The 21982-nt window shown below is 65.7% G+C and carries 24 protein-coding genes; 10 read left to right on the top strand and 14 right to left on the bottom strand.

All coding sequences use genetic code 11. The features are described 5' to 3' along the window. Positions 1-150: 150 nt before the first annotated feature. Entirely contained in the window at positions 151-828 is a 678-nt protein-coding gene (locus K3A84_RS10840) for an outer membrane protein (RefSeq protein WP_225009348.1), read from the bottom strand. Positions 829-1066: 238 nt separating this feature from the next. On the opposite strand from K3A84_RS10840, the gene rlmN reads away from it, so the two are divergent. Beyond that, positions 1067-2359, top strand: coding sequence for a 23S rRNA (adenine(2503)-C(2))-methyltransferase RlmN (rlmN, locus tag K3A84_RS10835; protein ID WP_404823140.1), 1293 nt, complete (start codon positions 1067-1069; stop codon positions 2357-2359). A 63-nt stretch (positions 2360-2422) separates the two neighbouring features. Here rlmN and K3A84_RS10830 read toward each other — a convergent pair whose 3' ends face one another. Continuing rightward, positions 2423-3475: a hypothetical protein gene (locus tag K3A84_RS10830; RefSeq protein WP_225009346.1), complete on the bottom strand. Its 1053-nt coding sequence runs from the start codon at positions 3473-3475 to the stop codon at positions 2423-2425. A gap of 58 nt (positions 3476-3533) precedes the next feature. Then, complete coding sequence (locus K3A84_RS10825) at positions 3534-4376, bottom strand: PhzF family phenazine biosynthesis protein (RefSeq protein ID WP_225009345.1); 843 nt, start codon at positions 4374-4376, stop codon at positions 3534-3536. 208 nt (positions 4377-4584) lie between these two features. Between K3A84_RS10825 and K3A84_RS10820 the strand changes: the two genes are divergently transcribed. Both K3A84_RS10820 and K3A84_RS10815 read left to right on the top strand, forming a co-directional pair. Continuing rightward, positions 4585-4995, top strand: coding sequence for a glycine zipper 2TM domain-containing protein (locus tag K3A84_RS10820; RefSeq protein WP_225009344.1), 411 nt, complete (start codon positions 4585-4587; stop codon positions 4993-4995). 100 nt (positions 4996-5095) lie between these two features. Further along, positions 5096-6382, top strand: coding sequence for an SAM-dependent methyltransferase (locus K3A84_RS10815; RefSeq protein ID WP_225009444.1), 1287 nt, complete (start codon positions 5096-5098; stop codon positions 6380-6382). On the opposite strand, the gene K3A84_RS10810 is transcribed toward K3A84_RS10815, so the two are convergent. Genes K3A84_RS10810 through K3A84_RS10800 form a run of 3 tightly spaced genes read right to left on the bottom strand, consistent with a single transcriptional unit; the run spans position 6348 to position 7614 of the window. Next, positions 6348-6770 (bottom strand): hypothetical protein, encoded by a 423-nt coding sequence (locus K3A84_RS10810; RefSeq protein ID WP_225009343.1) that lies wholly within the window; start codon positions 6768-6770, stop codon positions 6348-6350. The genes K3A84_RS10815 and K3A84_RS10810 overlap by 35 nt on opposite strands. A gap of 16 nt (positions 6771-6786) precedes the next feature. Continuing rightward, entirely contained in the window at positions 6787-7125 is a 339-nt protein-coding gene (locus K3A84_RS10805; RefSeq protein ID WP_225009342.1) for a hypothetical protein, read from the bottom strand. A gap of 42 nt (positions 7126-7167) precedes the next feature. Then, complete coding sequence (locus K3A84_RS10800; protein ID WP_225009341.1) at positions 7168-7614, bottom strand: response regulator transcription factor; 447 nt, start codon at positions 7612-7614, stop codon at positions 7168-7170. A gap of 63 nt (positions 7615-7677) precedes the next feature. On the opposite strand from K3A84_RS10800, the gene K3A84_RS10795 reads away from it, so the two are divergent. The 6 genes from K3A84_RS10795 to K3A84_RS10770 all read left to right on the top strand — a co-directional run bounded on the left by K3A84_RS10795 (position 7678) and on the right by K3A84_RS10770 (position 13448). Continuing rightward, complete coding sequence (locus K3A84_RS10795) at positions 7678-7845, top strand: hypothetical protein (protein WP_225009340.1); 168 nt, start codon at positions 7678-7680, stop codon at positions 7843-7845. A 395-nt stretch (positions 7846-8240) separates the two neighbouring features. Continuing rightward, on the top strand, positions 8241-9458 hold the full coding sequence (locus tag K3A84_RS10790; RefSeq protein WP_225009339.1) for an argininosuccinate synthase: 1218 nt from the start codon (positions 8241-8243) through the stop codon (positions 9456-9458). A 45-nt stretch (positions 9459-9503) separates the two neighbouring features. Beyond that, positions 9504-9722, top strand: a complete 219-nt coding sequence (locus K3A84_RS10785) for a hypothetical protein (protein WP_225009338.1) — start codon at positions 9504-9506, stop codon at positions 9720-9722. A gap of 111 nt (positions 9723-9833) precedes the next feature. Then, positions 9834-10745, top strand: a complete 912-nt coding sequence (cysD, locus tag K3A84_RS10780) for a sulfate adenylyltransferase subunit CysD (RefSeq protein ID WP_225009337.1) — start codon at positions 9834-9836, stop codon at positions 10743-10745. Beyond that, positions 10745-12679, top strand: a complete 1935-nt coding sequence (gene cysN / locus K3A84_RS10775) for a sulfate adenylyltransferase subunit CysN (RefSeq protein WP_225009336.1) — start codon at positions 10745-10747, stop codon at positions 12677-12679. Before cysD ends, cysN begins: the two co-directional genes overlap by 1 nt. Positions 12680-12710: 31 nt before the next feature. Further along, entirely contained in the window at positions 12711-13448 is a 738-nt protein-coding gene (locus tag K3A84_RS10770) for a 3'(2'),5'-bisphosphate nucleotidase CysQ (RefSeq protein WP_225009443.1), read from the top strand. Here the strand turns inward: K3A84_RS10770 and K3A84_RS10765 are convergent. After that, on the bottom strand, positions 13445-14539 hold the full coding sequence (locus K3A84_RS10765; RefSeq protein WP_225009335.1) for a helix-turn-helix transcriptional regulator: 1095 nt from the start codon (positions 14537-14539) through the stop codon (positions 13445-13447). The genes K3A84_RS10770 and K3A84_RS10765 overlap by 4 nt on opposite strands. A gap of 79 nt (positions 14540-14618) precedes the next feature. Here K3A84_RS10765 and K3A84_RS10760 point away from each other — a divergent pair, with 79 nt between their 5' ends. After that, a complete protein-coding gene (locus tag K3A84_RS10760; RefSeq protein WP_225009334.1) occupies positions 14619-15533 on the top strand; it encodes a LysR family transcriptional regulator in 915 nt (304 codons plus the stop codon). A 10-nt stretch (positions 15534-15543) separates the two neighbouring features. Here K3A84_RS10760 and K3A84_RS10755 read toward each other — a convergent pair whose 3' ends face one another. From K3A84_RS10755 to K3A84_RS10725, 7 genes are all read right to left on the bottom strand, one after another. Next, a complete protein-coding gene (locus K3A84_RS10755) occupies positions 15544-16500 on the bottom strand; it encodes a Gfo/Idh/MocA family oxidoreductase (protein ID WP_225009442.1) in 957 nt (318 codons plus the stop codon). An 8-nt stretch (positions 16501-16508) separates the two neighbouring features. After that, positions 16509-17351, bottom strand: coding sequence for a class III extradiol dioxygenase subunit beta (locus K3A84_RS10750; RefSeq protein ID WP_225009333.1), 843 nt, complete (start codon positions 17349-17351; stop codon positions 16509-16511). A 1-nt stretch (position 17352) separates the two neighbouring features. Continuing rightward, a complete protein-coding gene (ligA, locus tag K3A84_RS10745; protein ID WP_225009332.1) occupies positions 17353-17763 on the bottom strand; it encodes a protocatechuate 4,5-dioxygenase subunit alpha in 411 nt (136 codons plus the stop codon). Then, positions 17760-18800 (bottom strand): Rieske 2Fe-2S domain-containing protein, encoded by a 1041-nt coding sequence (locus tag K3A84_RS10740; RefSeq protein WP_225009331.1) that lies wholly within the window; start codon positions 18798-18800, stop codon positions 17760-17762. Before K3A84_RS10740 ends, ligA begins: the two co-directional genes overlap by 4 nt. Then, a complete protein-coding gene (locus K3A84_RS10735) occupies positions 18797-19822 on the bottom strand; it encodes an amidohydrolase family protein (protein WP_225009330.1) in 1026 nt (341 codons plus the stop codon). The genes K3A84_RS10740 and K3A84_RS10735 overlap by 4 nt, the downstream gene beginning before the upstream one ends. After that, positions 19819-20655 (bottom strand): NAD(P)-dependent oxidoreductase, encoded by an 837-nt coding sequence (locus K3A84_RS10730; protein ID WP_225009329.1) that lies wholly within the window; start codon positions 20653-20655, stop codon positions 19819-19821. The genes K3A84_RS10735 and K3A84_RS10730 overlap by 4 nt, the downstream gene beginning before the upstream one ends. 62 nt (positions 20656-20717) lie before the next feature. Next, positions 20718-21872 (bottom strand): LysR family transcriptional regulator, encoded by a 1155-nt coding sequence (locus K3A84_RS10725; RefSeq protein ID WP_225009328.1) that lies wholly within the window; start codon positions 21870-21872, stop codon positions 20718-20720. Between the last annotated feature and the right edge of the window lie 110 nt (positions 21873-21982).

Genomic DNA, 21982 nt, shown 5'->3' with positions numbered 1-21982 from the left:
ATGAGTTTCCTGAACGACAGACAACAAATAAATGTGATATTTCAGCAACATACAAACATGGCAGACACGACAAGGCGGGCCGGGGTCGCCCCCGGCCCGCCCGTGTTTGGAGAGGCGTTCAAACCCGGCCTGCGCGGGAAGGTTCCGCGATCAGAACCGCAGCCCCGCGCCCACCATCACCTGGTGACGATCGGTATCGATCTTGAAGCGGCTCGAATCCGGCGTGTTGCCGTTGAAGTCGAATTCGCCCTTCGAATAGTTCGAGTAGCGGTACTCGGCCTTCACATAGGCGTTGGAGCCGACCTTCTGCTCCACGCCCGCGCCTGCACGCCAGCCGTCGGTATCTAGCCGCTGCTTGAGGTTGGTGGTGCCATCGGTGCCCTGAAGATTGTAACGGGCATTGGTGTAGCCGCCCTTCAGGTAGACCAGCGTGCTGGGTGCCACGGCATAGCCCACGCGCGCGCCGACATAGATGTCGCGACCCGCATCGACCCGGCCGAGGTTGAAGGTGTTGGGCACGCCGTTGTTGTTGTCCCAGCCGGCGCTGCTGTCGGTGACTTCGGCTTCGGCGCCAACGGTCATGTGCGATCCGGTGGCCACGTCATAGCCGATCCCCACGCCATAGACGACGCCGTCGATCGACTGCTTGATGTTGCGCGTGGTGTCGGCATCCACGCTGCTGCCCGAACGGTGGTGGTCGTAGCCGACCAGACCTTCGACGCGCGGGCCCTCGAAGTTGCGGGCGGGCGCGGCGTCATCCTGCGCGAAGGCGGGGGCAGCGATCACGGCAAGGCCGCTCGCGGCGAGAAGGGCGCTGATCTTGTTCATGAGAGACTCCGTTCAATTCCCCTGCCAGCGCGAAACGTTGCAACTGGCAGTGGTCTTTCGAACGGACGGCGCGAGCCCCGGTTTCATGAACCTGACACAACAAGAACCTGTGACATTTCCGTCACATAGCATTAAACCGCACGCAAAATGGGCCGCCTTGCCCGATCTGCCCAGCATGCAGGCTGCGACCAATGCGCGCGCATTTGCGCCGAAGGCGTGAAATCCTTATATGCCGCCCATGCACACCCCTTTGATGCCGATCCCCGGCCACACCGATCCCGTTGCCGTGCCGCGCCCCGGCCTTGTTGATGGCGTCACTCCGCGCGAAGATGGCCGCATCGATCTGATCGGCCTGCCCAAGCAGCGCATCGTGGAACTGTTCGCGCAAGCCGGGCTCGATGCCAAGGCCGCCAAGCTGCGCGCCAAGCAGGTGTACCACTGGCTCTACCATCGCGGCGTCACCGAATTCGAAGCGATGACCGATATCGCCAAGACAATGCGCCCCTGGCTCGCCGAACGCTTCGTGATCGGTCGTCCCGAGATCGTGGAGGCGCAGGTCTCCACCGACGGCACCCGCAAATGGTTGCTGCGCACGGCGGACAAGCACGACTTCGAAATGGTGTTCATCCCCGACGCCGATCGCGGCACCCTGTGCGTGTCGAGCCAGGTCGGCTGCACACTCAACTGCCGCTTCTGCCACACCGGCACGATGCGCCTCGTGCGCAACCTGACACCGGGCGAGATCGTCGGGCAGGTCATGCTCGCGCGCGATTCGCTGGGCGAATGGCCCAAGAGCGCCAGCGACACCAGGATCGGCACCATGGCCGGGCTCGATTTCGACGATGACGATACCGAAGCCGCCAGCGCCTATACCCCCGATGGACGCCTGCTCACCAACATCGTGATGATGGGCATGGGCGAACCGCTCTACAATTTCGACAACGTGCGCGATGCGCTCAAGCTGGTGATGGATGGCGAAGGCCTCGCCCTGTCCAAGCGTCGCATCACGCTTTCGACCAGTGGGGTGGTGCCGATGATGGCCCGCGCAGGTGAGGAAATCGGCGTCAACCTCGCCGTCTCGCTCCATGCCGTGACAAAGGACGTGCGCGACGAGATCGTGCCGATCAACCGCAAGTACGGCATCGAGGAACTGTTGCAGGCCTGCGCCGACTACCCCGGTGCCTCCAACGCCCGCCGCATCACCTTCGAATACGTTATGCTCAAGGACAAGAACGACAGCGACGATGATGCGCGCGAACTGATCCGGCTGATCAAGCAGTACAAGCTGCCCGCCAAGGTCAACCTGATCCCGTTCAACCCCTGGGACGGCGCGGCCTACGAATGCTCCAGCCCGGAACGGATCAAGCGTTTCGCCGAAATCGTGTTCGACGCGGGCATTTCGGCCCCGGTCCGCACGCCGCGCGGCCGCGACATCGACGCGGCCTGCGGCCAGCTGAAGACGGCGGCGGAAAAGAAGAGCCGCGCCGAACTCGATCGCCTCGCCGAAGAAAAGCTCGCCGCGCTGGGCTGATGCCTTTCCCCCTCCCGCATTCGGGAGGGGGTGGAAAGGGCAGGCCCGCAAACGCCGCCCGCTTCAACTTGCGGTAAAGCTGCTCGAAAGCCGGAACGTCGCCTGCGCCGTCGCCCCGTTGAGGTAGCGCACGCGATACAGCACGCCGGTGCCCAGTGCGCCGCAAAGACGGACGGAAAGGTTCGCGGAGCTGCCCGCGCTCACCGCCTGGCTCGCTACCGGCTGATAGGTTGTCCCCGTGTCCAGCGATTGTTCGACGAACAGCGTGCCCGCCTGGTCTGAATAGGCGCAGGCATTGAAAAAACCGTACTGCGTATTTCCGGTCGCCCGCCCGGTTCCGGTAAAGGTTGCAGCCGCCGCCAGGTTGGTCGTGCTGTCCGTATATCCAGTCGTTGCGTTGACCGTGCCGCTTACCGTCACGGCACCGATCGTCGCCGCCCCGGTTGCCAGCGTGATGCCGGTGTTCGGGCTCGATTGCTGCTTCTGCACCAGCACCACCGTCACCGTTCCACTGGTGTAGGTGGAAACCCGGGCGCGCACGTACGCAGCCGCACTGGTGAAGGCATAGAGACCCGTGGCCGTCGACGTGGTCACCGGCACGGCGTTGGCGGCCGTGGCCGGGATCACCGGCAGGGCAACCCAGTTGGTTCCGTCGTTCGACTGTTCATAAGTCACCGTGCAGGTCGTGCCCGCGCTCGTCACCTGGAACGTCCCGCCCATGTAGGTAACGTTGCTTGCCGAAACCACGGTCGCCGCCGACGTCGCGCTGCCGCTGATGGCCGGGCCCTCGTTGCACACCTTGTAGATCGCCGAAAGCCAGCCGGTCAGACCGCTCCCGCCCGTTGGCAGCGTCGTGCCGGTGATCGCGCTCGCCGCGGGTTCAAGGTTGGCAAGGTCGCTGGCGGGCACGACCGACAGGCTCGCCGCCCCGGCCTTGGCGCCAAGGCTCGCGGGCAGTTGCGCCGCGGAAATCGCCTGCGTTCCCGCCAGACTGGTCACCGTAACGGGCAGGGGCGCGTCAGTACTCACCACTTGCGCCGAATTATCCGGGTTGGAGAAAGCGACGGCGTTGACCGCGGCGAAGGTCGCGGGGAACTGGATCGGGGGATTGGGCATCTGGGTCGACTCCTGCGGGGAAATCGACCAGATAACCAAATTGGTACTTGTAGGAAAATCAATTGTCCAACGCGACTACCCCGCCGCGCGACACGACCACCGCCTTGCCGCCAATCCACACGCCGTCATCGGCCACGGCCACGTGCACCCGCCCGTCCGCGCCCACCTGGCGCCCCTGTCCCGCGACATAACCCGCGCCCACCTCGCCCCGCGCCACCATCGCCTGCGCGATTGCGGCGTTAAGGCTGCCCGTCACGGGATCCTCGGCCAGCCGCCCTGTGGCATCGGCAAAGAAGGCGCGCACCTCGAACTGCTGTGCAGACCCCGGCGGATAGGCCCCCACCAGCCCCACGTCGGTCGGCACCGGCGCCCGCGCCACGGGCTGCGCCGCCAGCACCGCTTTGGCATCGCGCAGGATCAGCAACTTCCAGCCAGGCCCGTTGTCTGCGTGCACCGCATCGACCACCTCGCCCGCATCGATGCCCGCAATCGCGATGGCTTCCGCCCGCTCCGCCTCGCTCAACGGTCCCGACACCCGCAGCGGCGGCGCGCGGAACGCCAACCGTTCGCCGTCCTCGCGCACCTCCACCAGCCCGATGCCGCATTCCTGCACGATCGTTCCCGGCACCTTGGGCACGCCGCCCGCCGCCAGCCACGCCCGGGCGGTCCCCAGCGTCGGATGGCCCGCGAACGGCAACTCTCCGGCGGGGTAGAAGATGCGCACGCGATAGTCCGCCCCGCCGTCTGTCGGCGGCAGCAGGAAAGTGGTTTCGGAAAAGCCGAGCCAGCGGGTGAGTGCCAGCATCGCGTCCGCCGACAGCCCCTCGCCCCCACGCACGACCGCGAGCGGATTGCCCGAAAGCGATCCGTGGGCAAAAACATCGAGCAGATCCAGTTCCATGGTGCCTCCAGGTGCGTTTCTGGTCAGTCTAGGTGTCGTTCTGTCCCCGCCAAGGCGGTTTCGACCAACGCCTTGTCGCCTGGGGCAAACGCCCTGTCGCGGAACACCCGTCCCGGCGGCGCGTTCATCGGGCGTTGTGGATCGCAATCCCACTCTTCCCGTTCCTCGGCACGACCCGAATTTACAGAACCATGCAGGGAGCCTGCTCATGAAGAAGATGATAATTGCCGCCGTCCTGGCGGCCGTCGCCATTCCCGCGACCCCAGCGCTTGCCGACCCGCCGCCGTGGGCCCCCGCCCATGGTCGCCGCGCGCACGATCGCGATGACGATCGCCGGGATTACCGGGCCTACCATCGCGGCACCTACGACCGCTATGGCCGCTACTACGAACCGCGCCGCCTGAGCCGCAACGACCGCATCTGGCGTGGCAACGACGGGCGTTATTACTGCCGCCGCAGCAATGGCACGACTGGCCTGATCATCGGTGCAGGCGTTGGCGCACTGCTGGGCCGCACGATCGACAACCGTGGTGATCGTGCGCTGGGAACGATCCTCGGCGCGGCTGGCGGCGGCCTGTTGGGTCGCGAAATCGACCGCGGCAACGTGCGCTGCCGTTGATCCGCACGACGAATGCAACGATGGTACGGCCCTGCGGGAACGCAGGGTCGGCCTCGTGCGTTGTGCGGGCGCGAATGACGGGAGTCGTGATACAATGTCGATGCTGTTGCTGGATCAGGCCCTCAAGCGCCTGATCCGTCAGGGAACGCTGACCGTCACCGAAAGTTCAGGCCGCGTGCGCCACTATGGCGAGGCGAAGCCTGGCTGGCCCGACCTTGGCCTTCGACTGATGGATGGCAAAGTGCCCGGCAGCATCGCCCGCGATCCGTCGCTGGGCTTTGCCGAAGCCTACATGGACGACCGGGCGCGCATCGAAGGCGGCGACATCATGGATTTCGTCGGCTTCATCCGGCGCAACAATCCGTGGGAGCGCGGCGGCGATCTCGACAATCCCGGCCCGGTCAAGCGCGTTCTGGAACGGATCGCGTTCATGGTAGACCAGCGCAACCAGCGCGTCGCCTCGCGCCGGAATGTCGCGCACCACTATGATCTGGGCGACGATCTCTACGAACTGTTCCTCGATCCGCTACGCCAGTATTCCTGCGCCTATTGGGATGCGTCTGCGGACACGCTGGAAGCGACCCAAGAGGCCAAGATCGCGCACATCGCCGCAAAGCTGGCGCTGCGCCCCGGCCACCGCGTGCTCGACATCGGGTGCGGCTGGGGCGGGCTAGCCATCCAGTTGCACAAGCTGACGGGCGCGCACGTGCATGGCATCACGCTCAGCCGCGAACAGCTGGCCTATGCCAAGGCCTGGTCGGAACGCGAAGGCCTGGCCGACAAGGTGACGTTTGCGCTGACCGACTACCGCGACGAGGAAGGCCGCTTCGACCGTATCGTTTCCGTCGGCATGTTCGAACATGTCGGCGTCCCTAACTACCGCGCGTTCTTCGCCAAATGCCACGATCTGCTGGCCCAGGACGGCGTGATGCTGCTGCACACGATCGGCCGCGCCGGGCCACCCAATGGCACCGACGGCTTCACGCGCAAGTACATCTTCCCCGGCGGCTATATCCCGTCGATGAGCGAGGCGCTGAAGGCGATCGAGCCGAACAAGCTGATGGTGTCGGACGTCGAAGTGCTTCGCCGTCACTATGCGCTGACACTGCGCGAATGGTATCGCCGCTGCGTGGCGCAGGAGGCGCGGATCGTTGAATTGTACGACGCGCGCTTCTACCGGATGTGGCTGTTCTATCTGGCGGGGGCAGCGACCGCCTTCGAACACGGCGACCTGGTCAACTTCCAGTTCCAGATCGTGCGCGACCGCGATGCTCTGCCGCTGACGCGCGACTATATTGGAGATGATGAAGCCCGTATCCGCGCCGGTCAGCCGGACGCTGCGGGCAATGTCATCAGGTTGAACGTCGGCGCGCCGACCAGTCGCTGAGCGTCCCGGCACTCATGACGAGCAGAGCGGGCAAGGCCCAGACTGCAGCCAGGTTCGAGAACACGACGTGCGGCACGCCGGTGACCATCGCGGCCATGGTGCTGGTGATGATCGCAAGCGACTGCATCGCGGCAAACCAGATCGGCCAATAGCGGTCCGATCGCAGCGCCAGGAACCAGGCGACCACAAGGATCGCCCAGTCCGACGCCGTTCCCGCCCGCGCCCAAAGGGGTGGAGGCACCACCACGCTGATCGCCAGCATCACGATGCTGATGACAACAAGCATGGTGGCGAACGCCCGCTCGATCCTAGTGCCGAACAATGCGGCGACGGCGAAGTTGCCCAGCAACATCAGCCAGAACAGGATCAGGACGGCGAGCGTCAGCACGGCGGGAACAAACTCCTCAGCAGGCCAGCGCTTCGGGCTCGTTGGCCGAAGCCGTCCACAGCCCGCCAGGGCAACCGAAACCGACCTCCCTGAGGTTGCTATGCTTGAGGATGCGGGTCATCTCGCGCACCGAGTGCGAAACCTTCGCGCGCCCCTCGACAAGACAGTTCAGCCCTTCGGCCAGTGCCTGAAGCGCAGGCTGGGTCATCGGCATGGCAAGCTTCGATTCCTGGCTGGCTTCGATGAAGCTGGTGGCGAGCCGCATCTGCTGCAGCAGCGCGCGATCGATCATGCCGCCCATTTCCTGGGCATCGCCGGCGACCACGCGGGTAGAACCTTCACGCAAGGTGATCATGGAAAACCTCCTGTCTTCGCTGTGAGGTCCATGATTATACAATCACATACGCAGCTTCAGCAGAAAGATCAAACCAAGAACAAATGTGACTGCCGCAGATGTGGCCATTATCGAGAGGATTGATACCTGCGCGACCGAAACAATCCTTTCCTTCACCGAAAGTGAGTTTCGAATCCCTCCCAAAGGAGGCGTCCCCAGGAGCAGTTCGCGCCGGATAAGCGAAATCTCGGCAGCGGTTGCGCTGGCACGAGGGTCCGGGCCCTGCTTCGATTCGACGGTTTCCCGATACCAGCGCGCCACCGCATTGCGATTGGTGAAGCCATACTGGTGCATGGCAATGGCGATGTGGTTGTCGACCGTGGAGGGCGCGATGCCAAGTTCCCGCGCGATCTCCTTCGAACTGAGCCCTTGCGCGACGAGCGCGACGCAATCGGCCTGGCGCGCGGTCAGGCGGATGTCTTCAACAGGGCGGTGGACTTCATCGAGCATACGTAACTCCCGCATAGGGAATGCCATCTTGCGCCCCGCAGCGCAGCACGAAGTGATGCCGTTATGGAACGACGGCTCCAATTTGGTTGTTCTGTGGCGCTGAAGATAGCGGATTTTGCTCAATCACTTGCAGGGCAATTCGACCAAGGTGTGAGCAGCGATGGCGGCGATCTCCAACCGATCTCCAGCCAACTGGGGTCGATCTCCAGCATCTCTCCAGCCCATCTCTAGCACCGGGCAGCCGTGCCGGGCGATCTCCAGCGATCTCCAGTCAAACACCCCCAATGGTATCCAGGCCGGCCCTGCTGCCACTTATGTGAACGCAAAAGGCGGATTGGCCATAGCTCGCGAGGGTTGCCATGGGCGTGGGTAGTCCGGGCAGCTGCTATCCGTCGGGAAGTCCACCCTCCCGACCCGCCGACCCTGAAGCGACCGGCCCTTGCTGTGGCCGGACCACCAGTACGCGCAGCCCCCGGTCGGAAACGGCCGGGGCTGTACCTTGCCGACGACCGCGCCGAAGAGGGTAGCGACAGTCGGGCGCTTGCATCCCTTCGCCGGTTGCACCCCTGCCCCCTGCCTGTTAGGCGCGCCCGCATCTCATTCAGGCGCGCATACGGGAGTCGCCCATGTCCGATATCAAGCGGGTCGTCCTTGCCTATTCCGGCGGTCTCGACACCTCCGTCATCCTCAAGTGGCTGCAGGTCACTTACAACTGCGAAGTGGTGACCTTCACCGCCGATCTGGGCCAAGGCGAGGAACTCGGGCCGGCGCGCCACAAGGCCGAACTGATGGGCGTCAAGCCCGAGCACATCTACATCGACGATCTGCGCGAAGAATTCGTGCGTGACTTCGTCTTCCCGATGATGCGCGCCAATGCCCGCTACGAAGGCGACTACCTGCTCGGCACATCGATCGCGCGCCCGCTAATCTCCAAGCGCCTTATCGAGATCGCGAAGGAAACCGGGGCCGACGCGGTCGCGCACGGCGCCACCGGCAAGGGCAACGACCAGGTCCGCTTCGAACTGTCGGCCTATGCGCTGGATCCCTCGATCAAGGTGATCGCGCCTTGGCGCGAATGGGATCTCGCCAGCCGCACCGCCCTGATCGCGTGGGCCGAAGCGCACCAGATCCCGGTGCCCAAGGACAAGCGGGGCGAAAGCCCGTTCTCGACCGACGCGAACCTGCTGCACACGTCGTCCGAGGGCAAGGTGCTGGAAGATCCGTGGGAAGAGACGCCGGACTACGTCTATTCGCGCACGGTCAACCCGGAAGATGCGCCGGATGCCCCGGAATACATCACCATCGATTTCGCCAAGGGCGATGGCGTTGCGCTGAACGGCGAGGCGATGAGCCCCGCGACGCTGCTGACCGCGCTTAACGAATTGGGCCGCAAGCACGGCATCGGTCGCCTCGACCTTGTCGAGAACCGCTTCGTGGGTATGAAGAGCCGCGGCATGTACGAAACGCCGGGCGGCGAAATCTACGCCCGCGCGCATCGCGGCATCGAATCGATCACGCTCGACCGGGGTGCCGCGCACCTCAAGGACGAGCTGATGCCCAAGTATGCCGAGCTGATCTACAATGGCTTCTGGTTCAGCCCGGAGCGCGAGATGTTGCAGGCCGCGATCGACCACTCGCAGGAGCGGGTCAACGGCACCGTGCGGGTCAAGCTCTACAAGGGCAGCGCTTCGGTCGTTGGTCGCAAGTCGGCAGACAGCCTCTATTCGGAACGCCACGTGACGTTCGAGGACGATGCCGGTGCCTACGACCAGAAGGACGCGGCGGGGTTCATCAAGCTCAATGCCCTGCGCCTGCGCCTGCTCGCGCAGCGCGACAATCGCTGATTTCAGCGCGGAGGGGCGGCGTGGCTGCCCCTCCGCCACCAGCGCATGATGTTCGACGATCTCACCCCGCTCCAGCTTCTCGTTGGCGGCGGGGTTTTCCTTTTGGCGCTCTCGGCGCTGGCGGGCTGGCGCGACCGACGCAACCTGCGGCGGGCCGACCTCGACCGCGTGAGCCTGATCAATTGGCGCCCCCTGTCCGCCATCTCGCTGATGGTGGCGATCGTGGCGCTGAGCGCGGCGGCGCACCTGTGGTTCTCGGCCTGACCATAGGGCCGGATAGAAAATCTTGATTGCCCCAAACCCCTCCCAGATGGGAGGTGGGATCGCGCCGCACGCATGCCATGTGCCGCGCCAATAGGTAATCAAGGTTTGATCATGACCGACCCGAAAGTCCTTACCCACCTGCAACGGCTCGAAGCCGAGGCGATCCACATCATGCGCGAGGTCGTGGCCGAGGCCGAGAACCCCGTGATGCTCTATTCGGTGGGCAAGGACAGCGCGGTCATGCTGCATCTGGCGCGCAAGGCGTTCTACCCCTCGCCGCCGCCGTTCCCGCTGCTCCACGTCGACACGACGTGGAAATTCAAGGCTATGTACGAGCTGCGCGATCGCATGGCGAAGGAGTCCGGCATGGAACTCCTCGTCTACCAGAACCCGGAAGCGGCAGCGCGCGGGATCAACCCGTTCGACCACGGCGCGCTCCATACCGACATGTGGAAGACCGAGGGGCTGAAGCAGGCGCTCGACAAGTGGGGCTTCGACGCAGCCTTCGGTGGCGCGCGCCGCGACGAGGAAAAGAGCCGCGCCAAGGAGCGCATCTTCTCGTTCCGCACCGCATCGCACGGCTGGGACCCCAAGAACCAGCGCCCCGAGCTGTGGAACCTCTACAACGCCCGCAAGAACAAGGGCGAGAGCATCCGCGTGTTCCCGATCTCGAACTGGACCGAGCTGGACATCTGGCAGTACATTCACCTCAACGACGTGCCGATCGTGCCGCTCTATTTCGCCGAGGAACGCCCGACGGTGGAGCGCGACGGGATGCTGCTGATGGTCGATGACGACCGCTTCCCGCTCAAGCCCGGCGAGACGCCGGTGAACCGTTCGATCCGCTTCCGCACGCTGGGCTGTTACCCGCTGACCGGCGCAGTCGAAAGCACCGCCAGGACGCTGCCCGAGGTCATTCAGGAAACCCTTCTGACCACCACCAGCGAACGCCAGGGCCGCGCCATCGACAAGGACGCTGGCGGCGCCGGCATGGAAGTGAAGAAGCAGCAGGGGTACTTCTGATGAGCGAGCAGATCACCAAGGAAGAGCCCGTCTACGTCACCGACGCGCTGATCGCGGAGGACATCGACGCCTATCTCGAAACGCACCAGCACAAGACGATGCTGCGCTTCATCACCTGCGGGTCGGTGGACGATGGCAAGTCGACGCTGATCGGCCGCCTGCTCTACGATTCGAAGATGATCTTCGAGGACCAGCTGGCCGCGCTGGAAAGCGACAGCAAGAAGGTGGGCACGCAAGGGCAGGAAATCGACTTCGCGCTGCTGGTCGATGGCCTCGCCGCGGAACGCGAGCAGGGCATCACGATCGACGTCGCCTATCGCTTCTTCGCCACCGAAAAGCGCAAGTTCATCGTCGCCGATACCCCCGGCCACGAACAGTACACGCGCAACATGGTGACTGGCGCCTCCACCGCCGACCTCGCGGTGATCCTGATCGACGCGCGCAAGGGCGTGCTGACGCAGACCCGCCGCCACTCGTTCCTCGCGCACCTGATCGGCATCCGCCACATCGTGCTGGCCGTGAACAAGATGGACCTCGTCGGCTACGATCAGGCCACCTACGACGCGATCGTCGCCGATTATGCCGCCTTCGCGCGATCGATCGGCATCGAGAGCTTCGTGGCCATGCCGATCTCGGGCTTCAAGGGCGACAACATCACCGGGCCGAGCGAGAATACGCCGTGGTACACCGGGCCGAGCCTGATCCAGCACCTGGAAACGGTGGAACTCGATTCCACCATCGACCAGGCCAAGCCGTTCCGCATGGCCGTGCAGTGGGTCAACCGCCCCAACCTCGACTTCCGGGGCTTCTCCGGCCTGATCGCCAGTGGCGCCGTGCGTCCGGGCGATGGAGTGCGCGTGCTGCCCTCGGGCAAGACCAGCACCGTCACGCGCGTGGTCACGCTCGATGGCGACCTTGACGAAGCCGTCGCGGGCCAGTCGATCACGCTGTGCCTTGCCGACGAGATCGACTGCTCGCGCGGGGATGTGCTCGCCGCCGCCGATGCGCCGCCGCAGGCCGCCGACCAGTTCGAAACGACGCTGGTGTGGATGGCCGACGAGGCGCTGCTCCCGGGCCGCGCCTATTGGCTGAAGCTGGGCACGCAGACCGTCTCGGCCACCGTGCAGGCGCCCAAGTACACGGTCAACGTCAACACGATGGAGCATCTTGCCTGCAAGACGCTCGACCTGAACGCCATTGGCGTGGCCGAGATCACGACCGACCGGCCAGTGGTCTTCGAACCTTACGCGGACAGCCGCACGCTGGGCGGGTTCATCCTGATCGACAAGATCACCAACGCCACTGTCGCGGCGGGGATGCTGCACTTCAGCCTGCGCCGCGCGCAGAACGTCCACTGGCAGGCGCTCGACGTCAGCCGCGAAGCGCACGCCGCGCTCAAGAACCAGAAGCCCGCCGTGCTGTGGTTCACCGGCCTGTCCGGCTCGGGCAAGTCGACCGTGGCCAACCTCGTCGAAAAGAAGCTCCACGCACTGGGCAAGCACACGTTCCTGCTCGATGGCGACAACGTGCGCCACGGGCTCAACAAGGACCTGGGCTTCACCGAGACCGACCGCATCGAAAACATCCGCCGCGTCGGTGAAGTCGCCCGCTTGATGACCGATGCCGGGCTGATCGTGCTGACCGCGTTCATCAGCCCGTTCCGCGCCGAGCGCGAGATGGTGCGCGAGCTTCTGCCCGAAGGCGAATTCGTCGAAGTGTTCATCGACACCCCGCTCGACGTGGCCGAAGCGCGCGACGTGAAGGGCCTCTACAAGAAGGCGCGCAGCGGCCAGCTCAAGAACTTCACCGGGATCGACAGCCCCTACGAAGCGCCGGAGAACCCCGAAATCCGGGTGGACACGACGAAGGAAAGCCCCGAAGACGCCGCCGAACGCATCGTCGATCACCTGCTCGGCTGGGCGCCGACGATCTGACCTGACGGACCTTGGGGGAACTTTCGTGGCCATGACCGACGCCGATCTTGCTGCCCACCTCGCCGAAGTGGCGGGCCGCCTGCTGCTGACCGTGCGCGACAGCCAGGTGCTGAGCCTCAAGGCGTTGGGCAAGGCGGGCGATGCCACGGCCAACCAGTTCCTCTGCCACGCGCTGCGCGAAAAGCGGCCCGACGACGGGCTGCTGTCGGAAGAGGAAAAGGACAACCTCGACCGGCTGGCGTTTGCGCGCACGTGGATCGTCGATCCGGTCGACGGCACGCGCGAATATGGCGAGGAACGCACCGACTGGGCTGTCCACGTCGGCCTTGCCATCGATGGCGTCGCCAGCATCGGCGCGGTCGCGCTGCCGGGGGCCGGGCTCGTCCTGCGCTCGGACCAGCCGCGCGCCCTGCCCGCCGCGCCCGAAACGCTGCGCATGGTCGTCAGCCGCACCCGCCCTGCCAAGGAAGCGATCGCCGTCGCCGAAGCGATCGGCGCGGAGCTGGTGCCGATGGGCAGCGCCGGGGCCAAGGCCATGGCGGTGATCCTCGGCACGGCCGACATCTACCTCCATTCGGGCGGGCAGTTCGAATGGGATTCCTGCGCGCCGGTCGCGGTGGCGCTGGCGCATGGCCTGCACTGCTCGCGCATCGACGGCAGCCCGCTGGTCTATAACCAGGCCGACACCTACATGCCCGACCTGCTGATCTGCCGGAAGGAACACGCCGCGCGCGTGCTGGCGGAAGTCGCGAAAGTGGACGCCGCCTAAGCCAGCGCCAGCACGCTCGTCAGGATATGGCGGACCAGATCCGCTTGTCCGCGCGCGCCGGTCTTGGCGTAGATCTTCTTCGAATAGTTGCGCGCGGTCTCGACCGTGAGGCCGAGTTCCGCCGCCGCCTCGGCAATGCCCAGCCCCTGCGCCATGGCCCATGCCAGCCGCGCCTCGCTGGGGCTGAGGCCGAACAGGCCCACCAGTTGCTCGCGCCGGTCCGCGCTCGAACTGCGGTCGCCCGACAGGTACGCGACCGCCACTGGCTGGCCGCCCCCCGTCAGCCCATGCAGCCGCATCGGCGCGACCAGCAAGTCGATCCACGGATCGCGGCTGAGATGCAGCGCCTTGGGCCGCGCGGTGGGATCGTCCGCCAGCGCGCGCACTTGCGAAGTCAGCTCGCGGTCGATCTCGGGTGATGCGGGCAGCAACCGCCCGCGCGGCCCCTTGCGAATGGCCGAGGTGCGCGCCAGCAGGCTTTCCGCCTGCGCATCCATGTCGACCACGCAGCACGCGGCATCGAGCGTGATCCAGCCGAAGTTCATCCGCCGGAATGCCTCGGCGCTCACTTGCGCCCGCGCGCGTTCGCGCTCCAGCGCGGAAAAGGCGCGCAAGGCCGCGCGGAAATGCGGAACGATCAGCGCGAGCAACCGGCCCTGTGCCGCGCCAAGCTCGGTCGATCCCGCCAGCACCAGCCAGCCGTCCAGCCCACCCGGTTCGCGTACGCGCACCGCGCGCAGGTCGGTCAGGCGCGCCGGGCGCAGCGCGTCATCCGCAAACGCGGCCTGGTCGATGCCGCCGATGGCCACAATCTCGTCCAGCGCATAGACGCGCGCCTCGCGCATCAGCCGCAGCCGCGCCCCCTCGTCGCGGTGGCCCGCGGTGAGGAAACGCGCATAGCCTTCGACCCCGGCGCCCGAGCGCACCTCGATTTCGTCCTCGCCGCCCGCGGGCATGACCACGATCGCCGCCTGTTGCGTGCCGGTCGCCGCGCGCAGGCGGGCGAGAAAGGTCTGCCACATCGGCTGTTCGAAGATGCCCTCGTGCAGGGGCACCAGCAGTTCGGTTTCACCGGGGGCGGGCGTGCGCATGGCCCCTGTCCTAGAGCCTGTTGGCTTCCATCGCCACAGACGATATTCAGGCCGCCATCCATCAGGAACGGCAAGCACCATGGCCATCGACCCGCGCAGCCTGCGCCTTTACCTCGCCGTCTGCCGCGCAGGGTCCATCAGCGCCGCCGCGCGCGATCTCAACATCTCGCAACCCTCGGTCTCGGTGGTGATCGCCGGGCTGGAGCGTACGCTGGGCGCGCAGCTGTTCACCCGATCGCGCGCAGGGATCGCGCTGTCGGCAGCGGGCCTCGCCTTGCGCCGCCGGGCCGAAGCGATGGAGACGCTGCTTCAATCGGCAGAGCGCGAAGTGGCCTTGCTACGAGATCATTCCGCAGGCCCGCTGACCGTGGGCGGCACCCCCGGCGCGCTGTCGAGCCTGCTGCCGGCCGCCGTATCGCGACTGCGCAAGGCCGAGCCCCGCTTCGACCTGCAAGTGCTGGAGCGCCCCGAAGGCGAGCTGGTCGACCTGCTGCGCAACGAGCGCATCGAACTGGCGCTGGTCACCACCGGGATCGAGGCCATGCCTGCCGACCTCACCGAAGAACCGATCCTGCGCGATCCGTTCGACCTGCTGGCCGGGCCTGCCAACGTCCACCTGCCATCGCGCGCGCGGTTACGCGATCTGGTGGACCTGCCGTGGGTGCTGCCCGATGTGCTGGGCGGGTTCCGTCGCCAGCTCGATGCCGTGTTCCTGGCTGCCGACGCGCCCATCCCCGGCAACGTCATTCGCTGCGATTCGCTGATTGCAACCAAGGCGCTGGTCGCGCGCAGCGATTGCCTCACCATCCTGCCCCGGCAGGTGGCGGCGGCGGAACTGTCCACCGGCCTGCTGCGTGCCATCGCGCTCGACGACGTGGGCGTGCATCGCACGATCGGCGTGCGACGGCTGGCCGAACGCCAGCCCTCGCCGCTTGCCGAACGCTTCCTGACCGCGCTGCGCGAGGAGCGGGACTACAACCCCACCCTCGCCTGAGCGCCGCGCCTCAGGACCAGCCGTCCTGCGCTTCCAGGCTCGCCGCCAGTTCGCCGATCACGCGGTAGCAATCGAGCACCTTGCCCACCGACGAATTCGGCTCGCGGCCTTCGCGGATCGCGGCAATGAATTCGCGGTCCTGCAGTTCGATGCCGTTCATGCTGACATCGACCTTGCTCACGTCGATCGGCTCTTCCTTGCCGTTCACCAGATCGTCGTAGCGCGCGATATAGGTGCCGGTGTCGCCGATATAGCGGAAGAACGTGCCAAGTGGCCCGTCGTTGTTGAACGACAGCGACAGCGTGCAGATCGCGCCGGTTTCCGCCTTCAGCTGGATCGACATGTCCATCGCGATGCCAAGCTCGGGATGCTTCGGCCCCTGCAGCACGTTGGCGGCGACGATCTTGCCCGACTGGTAGGCGAACAGGTCGATGGTGTGCGCGGCATGGTGCCACAGCAGGTGGTCGGTCCACGACCGCGGCTCACCCTTGGCGTTCATGTTCTTGCGACGGAAGAAGTAGGTCTGCACGTCCATCTGCTGGAGCGACAGTTCGCCCGCGACGATCTTGTTGTGTACGTACTGGTGCGAAGGATTGAAGCGGCGGGTGTGCCCGACCATGCAGACAAGGCCGGTTTCGCGGCTCTTGGCAACCACTGCCTCGGCATCGGTCCAGCTGTCGGACAGCGGGATTTCCACCTGCACGTGCTTGCCCGCTTCCATGCAGGCGATAGCCTGCGCGGCGTGCATCTGCGTCGGCGTGCACAGGATCACAGCGTCGACGTCATCGCGGGCCAGTGCGTCCTCGAGGTTTTCCGACCAGTGCTTCGCGCCATACTTGGCGGCAACGGCGGCGGCCTGCTCGCCGGTGCGACTGATAATCGAGACGATTTCCACGCCGTCGATCTTCGCAAGGCCATCGAGGTGCTTTTCCCCGAAGGCGCCAGCGCCCGCCAAGGCAATACGAATAGGTTGGGTCATTCTACGGGCTCCAGAACCATGTGGCCGATGGCCGTGTTGCTGCAAGGGATGTGATAGTGGCGGTGCAACAGCCGCGTTGCGCGCCCGAGCGCGCCGCGCATGATCAGCCACATCACCATTTCGATGCCTTCGCTGCCGGTTTCGCGCAGGTATTCGATGTGCGGGATCGCCCGCGCTTCCTGCGTTTCGCCCACCAGCAGGTCCATGAACCTGTTGTCCCACTCTCGGTTGAGCAGCCCGGCGCGCGGGCCCTGAAGCTGGTGGCTCATGCCGCCCGTGCCCCAGATCTGCACGTTGAGATCTTCGGGGAAGCTCTCCACTGCGCGGGCGATCGCCTCGCCCAGTGCCCAGCAGCGGTTGCCCGACGGCACCGGATAGGTCACGACGTTGACCGCCAGCGGGATGACCTTCACCGGCCACGCCTCCGGCTGGCCGAACATCATCGACAGCGGCACGGTCAGGCCATGGTCGACGTCCATCTCGTTGATGATGGTCATGTCGAAATCGTCGAGGATCAGGCTCTGCGCGATGTGCCAGGCAAGGTCGGCATGGCCTTCGACATCGGGCACCGGACGCGGCCCCCAGCCTTCGTCGGCGGGCTTGTAGCGTTCGCCGCAGCCGATCGCGAAGGTCGGGATGATGTTGGCGTCGAAAGCCGAGGCGTGGTCGTTATAGACCAGCACGATCACGTCGGGCTTCTGCTCGACCTCCCACGCCTTGGTCCATTCGTAGCCTGCGAAGATCGGGCCGAAGTAGTCGTCCCCGGTCTTGCCCTGGTCGACCGCGACGCCGAGCAGCGGAACATGGCTGGAGCCGACGCCGGCAGTAATGCGCGCCATGTCAGTAGTTTCCTTTGATACTGCGGTTGCCCTCTGGCGAACGACCACCGTTCATCATCATCTGCCGGTATTCGGGGAAGGTCATGTCGGTCATCGTCGAGCAGGCCTCGGCAAACGGAATGCCGTCGGTCGAGAAGATCTTGGACAGGAAGTAGATGTTGCCGCCCAGATCCAGCATCCGGTTGTAGTCGCGCGCCAGCACCGCCAGCTTCTGGTCCTCGGTCAGCGGCCATTGGTCGAGGTATTCACGCTCCCCCGCCTTCCAGCGCTCGCGGTTTTCCGCCTTCATCAGGCTCATCGCGAACTGGTTGAGGTGATAGCCCGCCCTCGCCCGCTGCGCCGTATAGACGCGGGTGCCGGGAATATCGTCGAACTCGGCGAGGTAGGCGTGGATGTCGCTATGGCCGCTCATGGCTGCTCTGCTCCCTGGCGTTCGCCTGCGATGGCGCGCGCGATGATCTGCCGGGCGCGCACTCCGCCCTCGTCAATGCGGTAGGCGGAAAGCTTGAGGTCCGGATTGGCGTGGATGGCGCGCTGTTGCGCCTCCAGCACGTCCTTGTCCTCCAGGAACACCCCGCCCTGCTGTCGCTTGAAACGCGCGGTAAAGCCCGAGTCCTCGATGTCGAAGTTGCGCGCCATGCCCCAGAAGTAGTGGTGCGTGGTCTCGCTCTCAGGCGTCATGAAGTCGACCACCATGCCCCGCACGCCCTGGTGATGGCGCTCGATGGTCGCACCCGCACCTACTGGTGCCACGCCCACATCGATCATCACCGATGCGGGCTTGACGAAGCGGCACACCTGCCAGCGGTCGACCAGCCCCGGCTGCTTGAGCGCGCCGCGCCAGAACGGCGGCGCATCAATGCCCGGCATCCAGCGTTCGACCACCACCTCGTCGCCTTCGACGCGCGTGGTGATCGGCGCCTCGAGGATTTCGGGCTGGCCGATCGAGCCTGCGTGGACGTGCGTCTCGTGCGTCAGGTCCATCAGATTGTCGATCATCAGGCGATAATCGCAAGCGACGTGGTAGTATCCCCCGTCGAAAGTCCACCCGTCGGCCGAGCACGGCCAAAGGTCGGGGATCAGCGCAGGATCGGCCTTGGCCTTGTCTCCGATCCAAACCCAGACGAACCTGTGCCGCTCGTGCGTGACATAGGCTTCGGCGCAAATGCGCCGGTTCACCGCTTCGCTCTTGAGCGGCATTTCCTCGGCCACGCCGTCCGGCCCCAGCTTGAGGCCGTGGTACTTGCAGCGCAGCGAATCCCCTTCGCGCAAGCCCATCGACAGCGGCAACAACCTGTGCGGACAGGCGTCGCGCAACGCGACGACACTGCGGTCGAGCTTGCGGTAGAAAACCATCGGAACACCGCAGATGGTGCGCGCCAGCGGAGCGGAATCGATCTCCGCGTCCCAGCCAGCGACGTACCACGCCTCGGTGATCCAGATGGTCACAGCCCGCGCGCCGTCAGCTGCGCGTCAAGCCGGGGAAACACGCGGCGCGCGTTGCCTTCGAAGATCGCATGGCGCTCTGCATCGGTGATGTCGAGCGCGTCGATGTAGCGCTTGGTATCGTCAAAATAGTGCCCAGTGGTGGGATCGATCCCGCGCACCGCGCCGACCATCTCGCTGCCGAACAGGATGTTCTTGTTCTCGATCACGTCGGCCAGCAGGTCGATCCCCGGCTGGTGGTAGACGCAGGTGTCGAAGTAGATGTTGTTCATCAGGTGCATGTCGAGCGACGGCTTCTTCAGCATGTCCGCCAGTCCGCGATACCGCCCCCAGTGATAGGGCACCGCGCCGCCGCCGTGCGGGATGATGAAGCGCAAGGTCGGGAAGCGGCTGAACAGGTCGCCTTCGAGCAGTTGCATGAACGCGATCGTGTCTGCCGCGATGTAGTACCCGCCGGTCGCGTGCATCGCCGGGTTGCACGATCCCGAAACGTGGATCATCGCCGGAACGTCAAGCTCCACCATCTTCTCGTAGAACGGAAACCAGAATTCGTCCGTCAGCGGTGGATGCGTGAAGCGACCACCGCCGGGATCGGGGTTCAGGTTGCAGCCGATGAAGCCCTGTTCGGTAACGCAGCGCTCCAGTTCGGCGATCGAGCTGGTCATGTCCGCCTCGGGCGATTGCGGCAGCATGCACACGCCTGCAAACGTTTCCGGATAGAGCCCGACCACGCGCGCGATCAGGTCGTTGCATACCTGCGCCCACTTCACCGCCACCGACTGGTCGCCCACATGCGGCGCCATTGCCGACGCGCGCGGGGAAAAGATCGTCATGTCGGCACCGCGCTCCTTGAGCAGGCGCAGCTGGTTGCCCTCGATCGTTTGGCGGATCTCGTCGTCGGAAATCTCGGGGTACGGCGGACATTCGCTGCCGGCCTTGAACGCCGCCTTCTGCTGCTCGCGCCATGCGTCGTGCGCCTTTGGCAGCACGGTGTAATGGCCGTGGCAATCGATGATCATGGTCATGCAACCGTTCCCTCAGGCTTTGCGGCAGGCTTTGCAGGCGTTTCGATCGGACTTCCGGCCTGCACACGCTGGCGGCGGACCGTGCCACTGGTCATCATCGGCTCGACACCCAGGCTGGACAGCGTCTTGGCGGATTCTTCCATCTCCGCAGCCCGACGCGCGCCGTGCGTCACCATGCGTTCGATGTTGTACGCCGCGCGCGCGAACCACGATTGCGGCTTTTCGCTGGCTTCGAGCGAGGCGAGCACCTCTTCGGCCACGCCTGCGGCATTTGCGGCGAGCATCATCTCGGCGGTCAGCGCCTCAATGCCCTTGACCATGACCGAGCGGATCATCTTGATCGCGCTAGCCCGACCGACTTCCTCGCCGACCACGCGCACGTTGGCGAACCCGGCCTGCCGCAGCAGGGCCGCAGCCTCGTCCGCCGCAGTGCCCGACACCAGCAGCGGCACATTCATGCGCGCCGGGTTGACGGGCGCGAGCACGGCGACATCGACATAGCGCCCTGCCCCCCGCGCCACGACCTCGGCAGCTGCGCGCTTGGTCTCGGGCGCGACCGAGTTCATGTCGCAGAACAGCGCGCCTTGGGCCAACTGCGGCGCGCAGGCCCGCGCCGCATCGAGCGCTGCGTCAGCGGTCACCAACGACAGCACCAGTCCGGCGCCTGCGAGGGCATCGTCGGCGCTTTCGGCCACGAACGCCCCCGCCTCGATCATCGCCGCGCGCCGCTCGGACTTCACGTCGAAAGCGCGCGCAGCTCCCTCCCAGCCCGCGGCGGTAGCGAACGTAGATCCGGCTTCGCCGAAGCCGATCAGGGCGATTGTGCTGTCCATGTCCGGACCTGTTGCGCGAGCGCCTCCCTCATACAAATGCGAAGACTGCCCGATCCATAATTTTATGCGAAGACTTCGCCCCCCACCTCGCGCAGAAGCTGGAGAAAGCGCGCTTGTGTCGCGGTGGGGCGCCACCCGGTCCGGACGGTCACGCCGATGATGCGGGAAACAGGCGCGGGCGGGGGCAGCGCTGCCAGCACACCGGCCTCCAGTTCGACCGCCAATTGCGCGGGCGAAAGCAGCGTGAGCGCGTCGGAGCCTACCAGCAGTTGCCGCACCGTCAGCACCGAACCACACTCGATCGTGACCGGCGGTGGCTCGGTGCCAGCCGCACGCATCATCGCCTCCCAGTACAATCGCAGCGGCGTGTCGCGCGCCGGCAAGATCCATTCGAACCCGGCAAGACTGGCCCCATCGAGCGCTGTGGCGGTCAAGAGCGGATGCCCCGCCCGCATGATCATGGCGGGCCGGTCTTCGAACACCGCTTCCTGCGCCAGGTCGTCATGCAGGCCGTCGGCGCGCAATGCGCCAAGCAGCAGGTCCACCTCGCCCTCCCGCAACGGCCCCGCAAGGTCGGCGTGGCTACCTTCGACAACCGCGATCGCCACTCTGGGCTCTTCGCCATGGAAGCGGCGGATGGTTTCCGGCAGCCAGCGTGCGCGCGACAGCGGCATGGCTCCCACTACGATCCGCCCCGCAGCCTTGCCCTGCCACGCCGCCACTTCATCCAGACCGCTGCGCAGTTCCGCCATCGCCAGACCGAATCCCCGCGCGCGTTTTTCGCCCTGTGGCGTCAGCAGAATGGACCGACCGCGCCGGTCCACCAGTCGCTGCCCCAGCGCGACACCCAGGTCCGCGACAGCGCGGTGCAACGAGGCGGCCGACAGCCCGGTCGCCTCCGACGCCCCGGCATAGGACCCCGCCCGCGCCAGCGCGAGGAACGCGCGAACTTGCGTAGCGGTGACGCGCCGACTGCCGATGTGCCCCAGCGCGGCTTCCGCGCGCGGCGCCAGCAACAGCGCGGGATCGGTGGGGGCCATGCCGCCTGCGCCCCGTTCGAACAGCGCGCAGCCAAGATCCGCCTCCAGCCGCGCGATCGCCTGGGTCAGCGCCGGCTGGGTGAGGTTCACCGCCTTGGCGGCGCGCGTCAGACTGCCATGACGCACGGTAGCAACCAGCGCGGCGAGATGGCGAATATTGGGAACGGATGCGGACATTGGCTGGTGCGTTTAGCATTTCCTTATGGTGTGGCGCAAACATCGGATTGGCCCTTGCCACGTCATGGGACGAAGGGAAGCCAAGAGCATTTCGCATCGCCCAGAAGGAC

Source organism: Novosphingobium percolationis, assembly GCF_020179425.1.
Taxonomy (GTDB): Bacteria; Pseudomonadota; Alphaproteobacteria; order Sphingomonadales; family Sphingomonadaceae; genus Novosphingobium; species Novosphingobium percolationis.
The sequence above is the reverse complement of the archived record's forward strand: the minus strand, read 5'-3'. Positions and strand labels throughout refer to the sequence as shown.

Coding starts and splice junctions, on each gene's coding strand:
- K3A84_RS10795 (WP_225009340.1), top strand. CDS start 7,678: ATGGAACGACGGCTCCAATTTGGTTGTTCTGTGGCGCTGAAGATAGCG.
- K3A84_RS10730 (WP_225009329.1), bottom strand. CDS start 20,655: ATGGACAGCACAATCGCCCTGATCGGCTTCGGCGAAGCCGGATCTACG.
- K3A84_RS10770 (WP_225009443.1), top strand. CDS start 12,711: ATGACCGACGCCGATCTTGCTGCCCACCTCGCCGAAGTGGCGGGCCGC.
- K3A84_RS10725 (WP_225009328.1), bottom strand. CDS start 21,872: ATGTCCGCATCCGTTCCCAATATTCGCCATCTCGCCGCGCTGGTTGCT.
- rlmN (WP_404823140.1), top strand. CDS start 1,067: ATGCACACCCCTTTGATGCCGATCCCCGGCCACACCGATCCCGTTGCC.
- K3A84_RS10805 (WP_225009342.1), bottom strand. CDS start 7,125: ATGATCACCTTGCGTGAAGGTTCTACCCGCGTGGTCGCCGGCGATGCC.
- K3A84_RS10735 (WP_225009330.1), bottom strand. CDS start 19,822: ATGACCATGATCATCGATTGCCACGGCCATTACACCGTGCTGCCAAAG.
- K3A84_RS10750 (WP_225009333.1), bottom strand. CDS start 17,351: ATGGCGCGCATTACTGCCGGCGTCGGCTCCAGCCATGTTCCGCTGCTC.
- cysD (WP_225009337.1), top strand. CDS start 9,834: ATGACCGACCCGAAAGTCCTTACCCACCTGCAACGGCTCGAAGCCGAG.
- K3A84_RS10765 (WP_225009335.1), bottom strand. CDS start 14,539: ATGCGCACGCCCGCCCCCGGTGAAACCGAACTGCTGGTGCCCCTGCAC.
- K3A84_RS10840 (WP_225009348.1), bottom strand. CDS start 828: ATGAACAAGATCAGCGCCCTTCTCGCCGCGAGCGGCCTTGCCGTGATC.
- K3A84_RS10815 (WP_225009444.1), top strand. CDS start 5,096: ATGCTGTTGCTGGATCAGGCCCTCAAGCGCCTGATCCGTCAGGGAACG.
- K3A84_RS10785 (WP_225009338.1), top strand. CDS start 9,504: ATGATGTTCGACGATCTCACCCCGCTCCAGCTTCTCGTTGGCGGCGGG.
- ligA (WP_225009332.1), bottom strand. CDS start 17,763: ATGAGCGGCCATAGCGACATCCACGCCTACCTCGCCGAGTTCGACGAT.
- K3A84_RS10825 (WP_225009345.1), bottom strand. CDS start 4,376: ATGGAACTGGATCTGCTCGATGTTTTTGCCCACGGATCGCTTTCGGGC.
- cysN (WP_225009336.1), top strand. CDS start 10,745: ATGAGCGAGCAGATCACCAAGGAAGAGCCCGTCTACGTCACCGACGCG.
- K3A84_RS10830 (WP_225009346.1), bottom strand. CDS start 3,475: ATGCCCAATCCCCCGATCCAGTTCCCCGCGACCTTCGCCGCGGTCAAC.
- K3A84_RS10760 (WP_225009334.1), top strand. CDS start 14,619: ATGGCCATCGACCCGCGCAGCCTGCGCCTTTACCTCGCCGTCTGCCGC.
- K3A84_RS10790 (WP_225009339.1), top strand. CDS start 8,241: ATGTCCGATATCAAGCGGGTCGTCCTTGCCTATTCCGGCGGTCTCGAC.
- K3A84_RS10800 (WP_225009341.1), bottom strand. CDS start 7,614: ATGCTCGATGAAGTCCACCGCCCTGTTGAAGACATCCGCCTGACCGCG.
- K3A84_RS10820 (WP_225009344.1), top strand. CDS start 4,585: ATGAAGAAGATGATAATTGCCGCCGTCCTGGCGGCCGTCGCCATTCCC.